The organism is Biostraticola tofi (genome assembly GCF_004343195.1).
Lineage (GTDB): Bacteria > Pseudomonadota > Gammaproteobacteria > Enterobacterales > Enterobacteriaceae > Biostraticola > Biostraticola tofi.
Genome location: NZ_SMCR01000007.1, coordinates 118,569 through 132,728 on the forward strand (window position 1 = coordinate 118,569; position 14,160 = coordinate 132,728).

At 52.6% G+C, this 14,160-nt stretch carries 12 protein-coding genes; 10 read left to right on the forward strand and 2 right to left on the reverse strand.

Features of this window, described 5'->3' with window-relative positions:
- Positions 1-12: 12 nt before the first annotated feature.
- The 6 genes from EDC52_RS14545 to EDC52_RS14570 all read left to right on the forward strand — a co-directional run bounded on the left by EDC52_RS14545 (position 13) and on the right by EDC52_RS14570 (position 7,820).
- Positions 13-2,202 (forward strand): right-handed parallel beta-helix repeat-containing protein, encoded by a 2,190-nt coding sequence (locus EDC52_RS14545; protein ID WP_131866119.1) that lies wholly within the window; start codon positions 13-15, stop codon positions 2,200-2,202.
- A gap of 416 nt (positions 2,203-2,618) precedes the next feature.
- The gene (locus EDC52_RS14550) at positions 2,619-3,509 is read left to right on the forward strand and encodes a carbohydrate ABC transporter permease (protein ID WP_131866121.1); all 891 of its coding nucleotides are present in this window, start codon (positions 2,619-2,621) and stop codon (positions 3,507-3,509) included.
- Positions 3,502-4,413 carry a carbohydrate ABC transporter permease gene (locus EDC52_RS14555; RefSeq protein WP_131866123.1) on the forward strand — a complete coding sequence of 304 codons (912 nt, stop codon included), beginning with the start codon at positions 3,502-3,504 and terminating at the stop codon, positions 4,411-4,413. Before EDC52_RS14550 ends, EDC52_RS14555 begins: the two co-directional genes overlap by 8 nt.
- A gap of 16 nt (positions 4,414-4,429) precedes the next feature.
- A complete protein-coding gene (locus EDC52_RS14560; RefSeq protein ID WP_131866125.1) occupies positions 4,430-5,557 on the forward strand; it encodes an ABC transporter ATP-binding protein in 1,128 nt (375 codons plus the stop codon).
- Positions 5,558-5,570: 13 nt separating this feature from the next.
- Positions 5,571-6,860: an ABC transporter substrate-binding protein gene (locus tag EDC52_RS14565; protein ID WP_131866127.1), complete on the forward strand. Its 1,290-nt coding sequence runs from the start codon at positions 5,571-5,573 to the stop codon at positions 6,858-6,860.
- Positions 6,861-7,139: 279 nt separating this feature from the next.
- A complete protein-coding gene (locus EDC52_RS14570) occupies positions 7,140-7,820 on the forward strand; it encodes an oligogalacturonate-specific porin KdgM family protein (protein ID WP_131866129.1) in 681 nt (226 codons plus the stop codon).
- 198 nt (positions 7,821-8,018) lie between these two features.
- Here the strand turns inward: EDC52_RS14570 and pepT are convergent, their stop codons facing one another.
- On the reverse strand, positions 8,019-9,254 hold the full coding sequence (gene pepT / locus EDC52_RS14575; RefSeq protein WP_131866131.1) for a peptidase T: 1,236 nt from the start codon (positions 9,252-9,254) through the stop codon (positions 8,019-8,021).
- A 169-nt stretch (positions 9,255-9,423) separates the two neighbouring features.
- Between pepT and EDC52_RS14580 the strand changes: the two genes are divergently transcribed.
- A complete protein-coding gene (locus tag EDC52_RS14580) occupies positions 9,424-11,016 on the forward strand; it encodes an ABC transporter substrate-binding protein (protein ID WP_131866133.1) in 1,593 nt (530 codons plus the stop codon).
- Between the two features lie 222 nt (positions 11,017-11,238).
- Here the strand turns inward: EDC52_RS14580 and EDC52_RS14585 are convergent, their stop codons facing one another.
- A complete protein-coding gene (locus EDC52_RS14585; RefSeq protein ID WP_131866135.1) occupies positions 11,239-11,829 on the reverse strand; it encodes a SadB/YajI family lipoprotein in 591 nt (196 codons plus the stop codon).
- Between the two features lie 176 nt (positions 11,830-12,005).
- Here EDC52_RS14585 and nrdR point away from each other — a divergent pair, with 176 nt between their 5' ends.
- The 3 genes from nrdR to ribH all read left to right on the forward strand — a co-directional run bounded on the left by nrdR (position 12,006) and on the right by ribH (position 14,156).
- Positions 12,006-12,458, forward strand: a complete 453-nt coding sequence (nrdR, locus tag EDC52_RS14590) for a transcriptional regulator NrdR (RefSeq protein ID WP_131866137.1) — start codon at positions 12,006-12,008, stop codon at positions 12,456-12,458.
- Positions 12,459-12,471: 13 nt separating this feature from the next.
- A complete protein-coding gene (ribD, locus tag EDC52_RS14595) occupies positions 12,472-13,599 on the forward strand; it encodes a bifunctional diaminohydroxyphosphoribosylaminopyrimidine deaminase/5-amino-6-(5-phosphoribosylamino)uracil reductase RibD (protein WP_131866139.1) in 1,128 nt (375 codons plus the stop codon).
- An 86-nt stretch (positions 13,600-13,685) separates the two neighbouring features.
- Positions 13,686-14,156, forward strand: a complete 471-nt coding sequence (ribH, locus tag EDC52_RS14600) for a 6,7-dimethyl-8-ribityllumazine synthase (protein ID WP_131866141.1) — start codon at positions 13,686-13,688, stop codon at positions 14,154-14,156.
- Positions 14,157-14,160 lie beyond the last annotated feature (4 nt).

A 14,160-nucleotide genomic window follows, 5' to 3' on the forward strand; every position in this document is an offset into this window, starting at 1 on the left:
GATCGGACAGGCATGTTGCGATTATTCATAACGGCGGTGGTGGTGATGCTCACAGTAAATCCGGCAGCGGCAACTGACATACCGGACGTTTCACGTCTACGTTGGCAAAAGATCACCTTCGGGCAATCAACCGACATCGATTTTGCCACTAACGTCCTTGCCGACAAGGTTGGCGTCAATGATGTCACCGTCGGCGGCAAGAAATTGCCCCAGGCGGTGCCGATGGCGCTGCAAACGCCGTTTACCCTGGAAAGCCGCGGCGGCAAGATAGGCAACAGCCATGACGGGCTGACGTTTTATTACACCACCTTGCCGGTGAATGTAAATTTCGTGCTGCAGGCTACGGTTTCCGTTTCACAATTCGGCCCAGAAAACGGCGCCAAGCCCGCCGGCCAGGAAGGCGTCGGCATGCTGGTGAGGGATGTGATTGGCCAGGGCCGGCAGGAACAGCCGGTAGCCGGTTATGAAGAGTTTCCCGCCTCCGCCAACCAGGTGATGAATGCCATCCTGACCCAGGATAAGCGGTCCCATACCCGCGTCCAGGCTTCGCATATTACCCGCACCGGTTCACTCCAGCCAGCGGGTAATCAGGGGGTGCAAATCACCCGACAATCTTATCAGCCCGATATAGATCTGGCAAAAACGCCGAGCTTCAGGCTGCGATTGGAACGCACCGACCAGGATTTTGTCACCGGCTTTGCCCCGCTCGACAGCGAGCAGTGGGTGAACCATCGCGTCGAGGGTGCTGATCTGGTGGCGGTTCAACGCAAAGACGTCTATTACCTGGGCTTCTTTGCCGCTCGCAATGCCCGGATGACCGTTGATAACGTCAAGCTCAGCCTGAGTGCAGCCCATACGGTAGCCAGCAAGCCGAAACCGCTCGTCCTGGCGCCGCTGAAAGTTGAACTGGCTTCGTCGCCGGTCAGTGCCTTTGCTGATTATGCGTTCCAGCTGCGAGCCAATCGGGATGGCAGAGTGACGGTAAGGCAGGATCAGGTGGTGCTGGCGGCGGAAAGCCCATTGAAGGCCGGTGATGTTATCTCGATTCCGGCGACACTGCATCGGCCTGTCAGCCAGTTCAGTTATGTGTTTACCGATAGCGACGGCAGGCAACTTGCTGAGCAAACCACTGAGGTTAGCTGGCAGCAGCAGTTTACCGACGGCGATACGCTGTGGGTTTCGCCGCAAGGACTGGCGGCAAACGACGGCACGGCCAGTAAGCCTTTGGACTTCGCTACCGCCGTCGCGGTGCTGCCGCCAGGAGGGACGATTTTGCTGCAACAGGGGGAGTATCCGTTAGCCACTATCCCGGCTACCGCCAGCGGCAGCCCTACGCGGATAAAAACGCTTAAAGCCGCCGGTGAGAAAGTGGTTTTTCACGGCCTGTCGCTGTCAGGGCATTACTGGATGATAGCCAATATCGAGGTTACCGGTAAAAGCTTTCATATTGCCGGCAGTCATAACCATATCGACCGAGTGATTGCCCATCATGCGGATGATACCGGTATCTGGGTCTCATCGCCGGAAGGCATCGGCCGGGCGTTATGGGCCAGCCATAATCTGATTTCCAACTCAGAGTCTTTTGCCAACAAGGATCCGGGCAACATTAACGCCGACGGCTTTGCGGTCAAGATGCGGGTAGGAGCAGGTAATCGTGTGGTGAACTGCATTGCGCATGACAATGCAGATGACGGTTTTGACCTGTTTAACAAAATCGAAGATGGCCCCAATGGGCAGGTAGTGATCGAAAACAGCATCGCCCTTAACAATACCAATAATGGCTTTAAGCTTGGTGGGGAAGGGCAATCCGTGGCGCATCGGTCAAGCGGAAACTTGGCGGTTGGCAACGGCATGGACGGCTTTACCGATAATTTCAATCCCGGTCAATTGGCTATTCAACACAATATAGCGCTGGATAATAAACGATTTAATTTCATCTTCCGCCAGGGGCCTTATAATGATCCCAATGAACAAGGCGTATTTAAAAATAATATTTCCTTGCGAACCAGTGCCACACAATACAATGATGTGATAACAGGACATGCCGATAATAGTAACTTTTTTTATCAAAATAATCACACCATTAACAACGATGGTATCGTGCTTAATAATCGCCAATTTATTTCATTATCGGTGCCGGAACATTTTTCCCGACAAGCTGACGGCGCCTTTGAACTGGGCGATTTCCTAAAGCGAAGATAGCCTAGCGGGCTGTCGATGCCCGCAGCCGCTGCTTTTGCCCACCGCCTGTCAGCGTTATCGCCGGCAGGCTTGACTGTGCCTGGAATTATCGAGAAAACAGGCGTAATGAACCCTGACAGAGGACGTTTAGCGGCCATCATGCCCAGGCGACATAATAAATAAATTCAATCATTTGCACCGGGAGGGAAGCATGCCGAAATGGATTTATGTAAGGAAATAAGTCGGGGATCACATTTTCAAGATCCTACCGATGACGGCGGGCAAAAATACCCATAGAGTAAAATGAAATGGTGTTTCTATTTTATTGTTTTGAGGTTTTAAATTTGAATAAATTCATTCACCTGGTTTGAGCGGCGACTCACACTTACTGACTTTTTTGTTTGACAACAGCCGATTACCTTACACGGACAAGCATTATGAATGAAAACAAAATGCTGGGACTGGCCTACATCTCTCCCTATATAATAGGGCTGCTGGTGTTTACCGCTTATCCCTTTATTTCTTCGTTGGTCCTGAGTTTTACCGAATATGATTTAATGAGCCCGCCGGTATTTAACGGGGTTGAGAATTACCGTTATATGTTTGCGGAGGATGATCTTTTTTGGAAATCCATGGGCGTGACCTTTGCGTATGTATTCTTGACTATTCCGCTTAAGCTTGCATTTGCATTATTTATCGCCTTTGTGCTGAATTTCAAGTTGCGCGGCATCGGCATGTTTCGTACCGCATTCTACGTGCCATCTATCCTCGGCAGCAGCGTGGCGATTGCAGTATTGTGGCGTGCGCTGTTCGCCATTGATGGGCTGCTGAATGCCATTATTGGCGTGCTGGGATTCGACCCGGTGAACTGGCTGGGCGAACCTTCCCTTGCACTGATGTCGGTGACTCTGCTGCGTGTATGGCAGTTTGGATCGGCGATGGTTATCTTCCTGGCTGCACTGCAGAATGTGCCTCAATCCCAATATGAAGCCGCCATGATTGATGGTGCTTCCAAATGGCAAATGTTCACCAAGGTAACGGTGCCGCTGATTACGCCGGTGATATTCTTCAACTTCATCATGCAGACGACCCAGGCGTTCCAGGAATTCACTGCGCCTTATGTGATTACCGGTGGTGGCCCGACCCATTACACCTACCTGTTCTCACTTTATATTTACGACACCGCATTCAAATACTTTGATATGGGCTATGGCTCTGCGCTGGCGTGGGTGCTGTTCCTGGTGGTGGCGGTATTCGCGTCCGTCGCGTTCAAGTCATCTAAATACTGGGTGTTTTACTCCGCCGATAAAGGAGGAAAAAATGGCTGATTTACCACAGTACACTGACGCTAAAGCCCTGTCGGAAGCCGCAGAACGTGAAATCAAGCGGACCCGCCGCCGTGAGCGCATTAACGCAACCTTTCGCTATACCACACTGATTGTGGTTGGCCTGCTGATGCTCTATCCACTGGCGTGGATGTTCTCGGCCTCGTTCAAGCCCAATCAGGAAATCTTTACCACCATGGGGCTTTGGCCGGCGCATCCGACCTGGGAAGGTTTTATCAACGGTTGGAAGACCAGTACCGAATACACCTTCGGGCATTACATGCTTAATACCTTTAAGTACGTCATCCCCAAGGTACTGTTAACCATCATTTCATCGACCATCGTGGCCTATGGATTTGCCCGTTTTGAAATCCCGTTCAAGGGCTTCTGGTTCGGAACACTGATTACCACCATGCTGCTGCCAAGTACCGTGCTGCTTATCCCTCAGTACATCATGTTCCGTGAGCTGGGCATGCTTAACAGCTATATGCCGCTGTACCTGCCGCTGGCATTTGCCACTCAGGGCTTCTTTGTCTTCATGCTTATCCAGTTTCTGCGCGGTGTACCGCGTGATATGGAAGAAGCGGCCCAGATCGATGGCTGTAATTCCTGGCAGGTGCTGTGGTATGTGCTGGTGCCGATTTTACGGCCGGCGATCATTTCGGTCGCTCTGTTCCAGTTCATGTGGTCGATGAACGATTTCATCGGTCCGCTGATTTATGTTTACAGCGTAGATAAATACCCGATAGCGCTGGCGCTAAAAATGTCTATCGACGTTACCGAAGGGGCACCGTGGAATGAGATCCTGGCAATGGCAAGCATCTCTATCCTGCCGTCCATCATCGTTTTCTTCCTGGCGCAGCGCTATTTCGTGCAGGGCGTGACCAGCAGTGGAATCAAAGGTTAATTGAGGAAAAGAAGTCATGGCAGAAGTCATTTTTAATAAACTCGAAAAAGTGTACTCCAATGGTTTCAAGGCGGTGCACGGTATTGACCTGCGGATCCAGGACGGAGAGTTCATGGTCATCGTCGGCCCTTCGGGCTGCGCCAAGTCAACCACGCTGCGCATGCTGGCCGGGCTGGAAACCATCAGCGGCGGAGAGATCCGTATCGGCAGCCGGGTAGTCAATAACCTGGCGCCGAAAGCGCGCGGTATCGCCATGGTATTCCAGAACTATGCGCTTTATCCCCATATGACGGTGCGGGAAAACCTGGCATTTGGCCTGAAGCTGAGCAAAATGCCGAAAGAACAAATCAAAACCCAGGTTGAGGAAGCGGCACGGATTCTGGAGCTGGAAGATTTGCTCGAACGCCTGCCACGCCAGCTTTCAGGCGGGCAAGCCCAGCGGGTGGCGGTCGGTCGCGCCATCGTCAAAAAGCCGGATGTGTTCCTGTTCGATGAACCGCTGTCTAACCTGGATGCCAAATTGCGCGCGTCAATGCGCATCCGTATTTCGGATCTGCACAAGCACCTTAAGCAAAGCGGCAAAGCGGCGACCACCGTTTATGTTACCCATGATCAGACTGAAGCCATGACCATGGGCGACCGTATCTGCGTAATGAAACTTGGCCATATCATGCAGGTTGATACCCCGGACAATCTTTATCATTACCCAAAAAATATGTTTGTCGCCGGTTTTATCGGTGCGCCGGAAATGAACATCAAACCTGGCCAGTTGGTTGAAAGCAACGGCCAGGTATCGCTACAGATCGGTCATTCGCTGCTGACGCTCAATGCCCATCAGCAGGAAAAAGTCAGGAGCTATGTCGGCAAACCCATTTTTTACGGTATCCGCCCCGAGTTTGTCACCATTACCGAAGCGGCAGCCCTTAGCAATGGCGGCAGTGGTGAACTGGTACGCGTCGAAAATATGGGCCACGAATTCTTTATTTATATCCGGGTGGGCGATGTCGAATTGACCAGCCGTATGCCATCGGATGAAGCCAGAGTGATGATCGCCAAGGGGCTGAATCGTCAAATTGGTTTCGCGTTTAGCATGGAACACTGTCATCTCTTTGATGCAGCGACAGAAAATAACATTACCCTATGAAGGAATGTACCCTATGAAAAGAACGCTAATTAACCTGGTCGTCGCCGGTAGTCTGGCGATGCTATCTTCTCAGGCCTTTGCAGCAGAGCAGGTCGATCTGCGCATGTCCTGGTGGGGCGGCAATGGTCGGCATCAGGTGACGCTTAAAGCGCTGGATCAATTTCATCAAAAGTACCCCAATATTACCGTTAAAGCGGAATATACCGGCTGGGACGGACATTTATCACGCCTGACCACGCAGATTGCCGGCGGTACTGAGCCTGATGTTATGCAGACCAACTGGAACTGGCTGCCGATTTTTTCTAAAACCGGCACCGGTTTCTATGATTTGAACAGTGTCGCCGATACATTGGATTTAAAACAGTTCAACCCGGGCGATCTTGAGCAGACGACGGTCGACGGTAAACTGAACGGTATTCCGACCTCGGTGACAGCGCGAATTTTTTATTACAACGATGAGACCTGGAAGAAGGCTGGAGTCGATTATCCCAAGAACTGGGATGAACTGATTGCCGCTGGTAAGGTATTTAAAGAAAAACTGGGCGATAAGTATTACCCGATCATCCTGGAGCATCAGGATACTTTTGCTTTGATCAGTTCTTACATGATCCAGAAGTACAATCAACCGGCGGTGGATGAGAAGGGCAAAAAATTTGCCTGGAGCAAAGATCGCTGGGTTGAATTCTTTACCCTGTATAAAACCATGGTAGATAGTCATGTTATGCCTTCATCGAAATACTACGCCTCGTTCGGCAAAAATAACATGTATGAAATGAAACCATGGATCAACGGGGAATGGGCGGGTACCTATATGTGGAACTCCACCATAACTAAATATTCCGATAACCTGGTCGCGCCGGCAAAACTGGACCTGGGCCCTTATCCGATGTTACCGGATGCCAAAGATGCAGGGTTATTCTTTAAGCCCGCCCAGATGTTGTCGATTGGCAAATCGACCAAACATCCTAAAGAAGCCGCTTTATTGATTAATTTTCTGCTTAACAGCCCAGAAGGGGTGAAAACTCTGGGTCTTGAACGTGGCGTGCCGCTGAGTAAAGCGGCGGTTGAAACCTTGACCAATGATGGCGTAATCAAGGATGGTGATCCGGCAGTAGCGGGTCTAAAACTGGCTTTATCATTGCCACATGATTTGACAACCTCACCTTATTTTGATGATCCGCAAATAGTGACGTTATTTGGGAATGCTATTCAGTCCATTGATTATGGTCAGAAGACGGTGGAAGAAACCGCTGAAGATTTCCAACGTCAGGGAGACCGTATTATTAAACGCGCCACCCGTTAAACATTAACCTGCCGCTTAATACGTTAATAAAGCGTTATAAGTATTAAGGTAATGATGTTGTTCATTTCACCCTGCCATCGATGATGGCGGGGTAGTTTTGCTTCTTATTTATCCATTAAAAAACAAGTAGTTAGATCAAGATCACATCTATGAAGACATCCCCAGGTAATACCGCATAGTTATGATTGCGATCACACATTTAGCTAACTAAATAGTTAAAATCCAATACCAGATTAAAAGAAACAATATTTCAATTATAACGACAGTGGATGATTAATTATGAAGATAAAGCTCCTTACCCTGGGTGTGGCCGCCGTACTCTGTGCAAATGCTGGTGCAGTCAGTGTTGACCTCCGTCATGAATATACTGATGACAGCCGTGCTAATAAAGATCGCGTATTAGTTGCTCATCGCTTCGATAATGGTTTTGGATTCTCTGTGGAAGCCAAAGCTAAATCAGGTGGTGATGATGAGCAAAAGCCTTTCAATGACATGGTAGATAATGGATCTGAATATGACATTAACTATCAATATAAACTGACGCCAGAGGTTAACCTGCAACCAGGCCTGGCATTTGAAACCTCGTCCAGCAAAGCAATCTACAAGCCATATTTACGCGCCCAATATACTTTCGACAGCGGTATTTATGTAGCTGCCCGCTATCGTTATGAATATACGCGCGACACCACCACCGGTGCTGAGGATGAGCACGTTAACCGCGGTGAAGCCTGGTTAGGTTATCGCTGGGATAAATGGCGTGCAGAATTGAACTATATTTACAAAAAGAGTGATTTGGTCAAATTCGATAATAAGAAAGAAGATTACGAATATGATGGTAAATTGCAGTATTCCATTAACAAGAACTGGGCCCCTTATATTGCGGTAGGTAACGTTTCAGTCCGTAAGACCACCGACGAACGCCAGACGCGTTATCGGGTAGGGGTACAGTACAGCTTCTGATAACCTGTCGGTTGCAGCGTTATATACCGAGGGGCACTGGGTTAGATTGCGCTGACCCAGTGCCTTGAGGTTTTTTAATGCAGGCTGGCACTGTTACTGCATTCAACCATCGAATTCCCCTTACGCACCCTCATTCCTATTTCTTCGACGACCACATTGTGCAACAAACACACCCTTTGTCCTATCCTTGGGCTTCGATTATCGATTCCGGGCGGCCAGTAGGCAGAGGGCCAGGGCGACTTCATACGATTTGACAAAAGAAGGTATCGGCAGGAACTCGAACGGCGAATGGAAATTATGTGCGCCGGTAAAAAAGTTGGGCGTCAACAGCCCTTTAGCTGATAGGGCAGCGCCGTCAGTGCCGCCGCGCATCGGGGTAACCTTAGGCGTCACGCCGACCTGCGACATAGCGGCAAAAATCAAATCAACCGCCCGGCGATCCTCGCCGATGGCATTACTGATATTGCTATAGGTGTCGGTAATGGTGCATTCCACCCGGCCGGTCGGATAAGCGGCGGCAATCTGTTGTGCCGTTTCAGTCAGCTGTTGTTTGCGTGCGGCAAAACTGTCCAGAAAAAAATCGCGGATCGAGACATTCAGACGAGCCTTATTGGCATCGGCGCTAAGCCCATTGAACCAGATATAGCCTTCTCGCCCCTCGGTATGCTCTGGCGTTTGCCGGCGGTCAAACTGACTGATGAAGTCATGGGCCATCAGCAGTGGATTGACCAGCACGTTTTTAGCCGACATCGGATGCGCGGGGACGCCGGTAAAGACAATATTCGCCGCTGCGGCATTGAAGTTTTCATACACCACTTCCCCCAGTTCACAGCAGTCGATAGTCCAGGCGAAATCGACGTCAAACCGCTTCAGGTCCAGGGCTTTGGCACCGCGCAGGCCAATTTCTTCATCCGGTACAAACGCGACGACGATATCGCCGTGCTGCATATCGGCGCTGATATTCTCCAGTACTGTCATCACCACCGTGACCGCTGCCTTATTGTCCGCACCCAGCACGCTGGTGCCGTCGCTGAAAATAATCTGCTGGCCGGCGTAGGCCTTGATTTCAGGATGTTCTTCTACCCGCAGCCAGATATCCTGGGCCGGATTGAGGCACAGATCCTGACCGCTGAAGGTCAGTACCTGAGGATGAATATCGGCTGACAGGCCGACGTCGACGGTATCGATATGGGTAATGAAGCCAATGCGCGGCGCGCCGGCGACATTGCCGCGTTTAACTGCGGTCACGGTCGCACGGTCATCTATCTGTATCTCCTCCAGACCGAGTGTGGCCAGTTCGTCGGCCAGCATTTGCGCCAGCACCTGCTGACCAGGGGTGCTGGGAAGGCGAGTGGCCGCAGGATCACTCTGGCTGGTTACCGAGAGGTAGCGAAAAAAGCGGGAGGTCAATTGAGCGCTCAGAGCGTCAGTCATACAGATTCCTTTTATTAATCTTTTGCAATTATCTTTAAGCTACATAATAGTGAAGGTTATTAATAGGATGATTGGTTGTTTTTTTTTTACGTTTGCCGTCAGGTAAACCTTATCTCCGGGTCGATATCCTCGACGTATTGATGGGTCACTTTGTATAGGATTGTTAGCCATGAAAATGCGGCTGTTCAGATATACCCTTGCAGCGCTGGCGGTAGCCGCGTCCTCGTCGGTAGCGGCAAAAACGTTGGTGTATTGTTCAGAGGGGTCGCCGGAGAATTTCAATCCGCAGATTTATACCTCCGGCACCAGCGTTGATTCCAGTGCAGTGCCACTGTATAACCGATTGGTCGATTTCAAAGTGGGTACCACTGAACTGGTGCCAAGCCTGGCCGAGCGTTGGGATATCAGCGATGACGGAAAGGTCTATACGTTTCACTTGCGCAAAGGGGTAAAGATCCACAGCAATAAGAATTTTACCCCCAGCCGGGATTTCGATGCCGATGATGTGGTTTTCTCCTTTATGCGCCAAAAAGATCCGGCCCATCCTTACCATAAGGTTTCCGGCGGCGCCTATACCAACTTTGACAGCCTGGAGTTCGGCTCGCTTATCACCGCTATCGATAAGCTGGACTCGCATACCGTGCGTTTTACCCTTGCCCATGCGGAAGCGCCTTTCCTGGCCGATCTGGCTTGGTATTTTGCCTCAATCCTATCGGCTGAATATGCCGATAAGATGCTTAAAGCCGGTACGCCTGAAAAAGTGGATCGCGAGCCGGTCGGCACCGGCCCATTCCAACTGGTTCAGTACCAGAAGGACTCACGCATTTTGTATAAGGCTTTCCCTGACTACTGGGCCGGCAAGGCCAACATCGATCGCCTGGTGTTTTCGATAACGCCAGATGCGTCCACCCGTCTGGCCAAGCTCGAAAAGAATGAATGCCAGGTAATGCCGTTCCCCAATCCGGCTGATCTGCCGCGTATGCGTGACAATCCCGATATCAACCTGCAGCAAAAGGCTGGGTTGAACATTGGTTTCCTGGCCTTCAATACCCAGAAAGCGCCGTTGGATAAGGTGAAAGTTCGTCAGGCGCTGACAATGGCAATCAATAAACCGGCGATCATTGAGGCGGTATTCCAGGGGACCGGCATTGCAGCCAAAAACCTGCTGCCGCCGGACGTATGGAGTGCCGATAAGGATTTGACGGATTATCCTTATGACCCGGAAAAGGCGAAATCGCTGCTGAAAGAGGCCGGCATGGCTGAAGGATTTACCATCGATTTATGGGCGATGCCGGTCCAGCGCCCCTATAATCCGAACGCCCGCCGCATGGCGGAAATGATCCAGGCGGATTGGGCGCGGATTGGCGTCAAGGCCAAGGTGGTAACCTATGAGTGGGGCGAATACCTGACCCGGGTCAAGAGCGGCGAACATCAGGCAGCCTTAATGGGCTGGACGACGGCGACAGGTGATCCAGACAACTTTTTCGGACCGCTGTTCAGCTGTACCTCGGCCAATGGCGGTTCCAACTCGTCCAAATGGTGTTATAAGCCTTTTGACGACCTAATCCAGCAGGCGCGGACCGTCAGCGATCAAGGCGAACGTACCGCGCTCTACCAGCAGGCCCAGGTGATTATGCATGAACAGGCGCCGGCAGTGATGATCGCGCATTCGACGATATTCGAGCCGGTGCGCAAAGAAGTCAGCGGTTATGAAATTGATCCGTTCGGTAAACATATCTTCTATCAGGTCGATATCAAGTGACTATCGCGGTGACGCAGGCGATATGATGTCGTCCGCCGTTGTGGTCGGCAGGGATAATGTTATCGCCCTCCAGCGGTACACCGCGTCAGGCTGAAACCTCAGTCCCGGGATCGGCTAGCGGATCCCGGGACTTTTTCGTTTCGCTGACTGCCTTGGCAGCGACCTGTACCCGTCAGCCCCACGTTCCGGCTATCGCCAGCAGCGTACCTGACGACGCAGCGGTTACTGCTGATCGCGCGGCTTGGTCGCATCCGGGGAAGGGGGGTTAACCGGTGACTGGCGGGTGATATCGTGCAGGCGGATATAGCCCACCTGTTCAGGCGTCAACCCGCTGAGGCGCAGTTCAACCGTGGCTTCGGATCGCCCCAGCAGCGACGCCGGCACCGAGATAGGCTGGCTAAGCGTATCGACAGTCAGCGGCTTGCCGGAAGTGGGGTCGATTTGTCCCCAGTCGACGACGGCATTCAGCGACTGCAGGGCGGTCGCGTCGGCGGTTCGGATGTGCAGCAATGCCCGGGCACCATTGGCTTCAGGCTCTACCCGGCCAAGGGAAACCTGAAGTTTACCGGCATCGCTGTCGACTCTGGCGGCGGTCTGTGCGGCGGGGTACAGGTAAACGCCGGTGGTCGACTGTTCATTGAGGGTATTTTGCAGCAGCAGAGCCGATGCTTGATCATTCAGATATTGCAGCTGCTGGTTGAGTTTGCTGACTTGATTTTTGAGTTGCGGCAACTCCTTATCGGTTGATGACGCGCATCCTGACAGCATCGCCAGGGCGAGGAGAGTACAAACTGTACGATAACCGGTTGTCATGGCAAGCATTTCCTGTGGGTAAGCGGTGAGTAAAAGCTTAGCCTTTAACCTGATGAAAGTCATGGGGTCAAGGGGGTAAACAGCGGGTTATATTCCCTCTGTGGGGGATGCTGCTTTGTTGTCGGCGTCGTTCGCGTTAAACTGGATTTTTGCCTATCAGCCTGTCAGGGACCTTTATGCATTGCCCTTTTTGTTCTGCCGTGGATACCAAGGTTATCGATTCCCGCCTGGTGGGGGAAGGCACCCAGGTGCGCCGCCGCCGCCAGTGCGTGCTTTGCAATGAAAGATTCACCACGTTTGAAGTGGCTGAACTGGTGTTGCCGCGAGTGATCAAGAGTAACGATGTGCGCGAGCCTTTCAATGAGGACAAGCTGCGCAGCGGTTTTCTCAAGGCGCTTGAAAAAAGGCCGGTCAAAGCCGATGACGTTGAAATGGCGATAAACCACATCAAATCTCAGTTGCGGGCGACAGGCGAAAGGGAGGTTGCCAGCAAAATGATTGGCAACCTGGTCATGGACGCGCTGAAAAAACTGGATAAAGTCGCCTATATCCGTTTTGCTTCGGTTTACCGCAGTTTTGAAGATATCCGCGAGTTCGGCGAGGAAATTGCCCGGCTCCAGGACAAATAATCAAGGATTCTGGATGCACCAGCCCGATGAGTTTTATCTGTCGCGCGCGTTCGAACTGGCCCGACGGGGACAATTTACCACCGCACCTAACCCTAATGTCGGCTGCGTGATTGTCCAGCAAGGTCGGATTGTCGGCGAGGGTTTCCACCTGCGCGCCGGCGAGCCACACGCGGAAGTGCATGCTTTACGCATGGCCGGCGAAGCGGCCCGCGGCGCAACCGCCTATGTCACTCTGGAACCCTGCAGCCATCATGGCCGGACCCCCCCCTGTGCGGATGCGCTGATTGCCGCCGGCATAGCACGGGTAGTGGTGGCGATGCAGGATCCCAATCCCCAGGTTGCCGGCAGCGGACTGCATCGGCTGCGGCAAGCCGGGATTGAGGTAAGCCATAATCTGATGCTCACCGAGGCCGAAGCGGTCAATCCGGGCTTTCTGAAACGCATGCGTACCGGCATCCCATTTATCCAGCTGAAAATGGCGGCCTCACTCGACGGCCGAACGGCGATGGCATCCGGTGAAAGCCAGTGGATTACCTCGCCCGAGGCGCGTCGCGACGTGCAGCACTTCCGGGCCCTCTGCGGGGCGATACTTTCCAGCGGGGCGACGATAGTGGCCGACGATCCCGCGTTGAATGTGCGCTGGGACGGATTGCCAGAAAGTGTTCAGGCGGCGTATCCCAGGGACTCGCTCCGTCAACCGGTACGGGTCATTGTCGACAGCCAGAACCGGGTGACCCCGGCCCATCGGCTGGTGGCGCAGGACGGACAAACCTGGCTTGCCCGGCTAACGGCGGACCAACAGGCATGGCCTGCCGGCGTGGAGCAACTGATCCTGCCGGCCGGTGCCGGTCCGGCGCCGGGCATCGATTTGGTGGCGCTGATGATGCAGCTGTCCCGCCGCCAGATCAATTCCGTCTGGGTAGAAGCCGGCGCTTCACTTGCCGGCGCGCTGCTCAACGCCGGCCTGGTGGATGAACTCATTCTCTACATGGCGCCCAGGCTCTTGGGCGATACTGCGCGTGGGCTTTGTGTCCTGCCGGGCCTGGAATGTCTAGCGGATGCGCCTGCATTCAGCATTACCGACCTGCGCCGCGTCGGGCCGGATATCCGCCTGCGGCTTAAACCTGAGGATGGGCACTAATTGGCCCGCGCAGCAGTCGAAGGAATATGTTAGAATCCGCCCCCTCGTGGGGCCATTACAGCCATTTTGCCATTTGAAGGAAAGCCATGAACGTAATTGAAGGTGTTGTCGCTACTCCTGATGCCCGCATCGCTATTGCCATTGCGCGCTTCAATCACTTTATCAATGACAGCCTGCTTGAAGGCGCTATCGATGCCCTGAAGCGCATTGGTCAGGTAAAAGAAGACAACATCACTGTGGTTTGGGTGCCCGGCGCCTATGAGTTGCCGTTGGTGACCCGTGCGCTGGCCAACAGCAAAAAATACGACGCTGTGGTTGCGCTGGGCACGGTTATCCGTGGCGGCACCGCCCATTTTGAATATGTTGCCGGTGAGTGCAGCTCTGGTTTGTCAAGCGTCGCCATGAGCAGTGAACTGCCGGTGGCCTTCGGCGTCCTGACCACTGAAAGCATTGAACAGGCAATTGAACGTGCCGGCACCAAAGCCGGTAACAAGGGTGCGGAAGCTGCTCTGACCGCGCTTGAAATGATTAACGTACTGAAAGCTATCAAAGCGTAAGTAA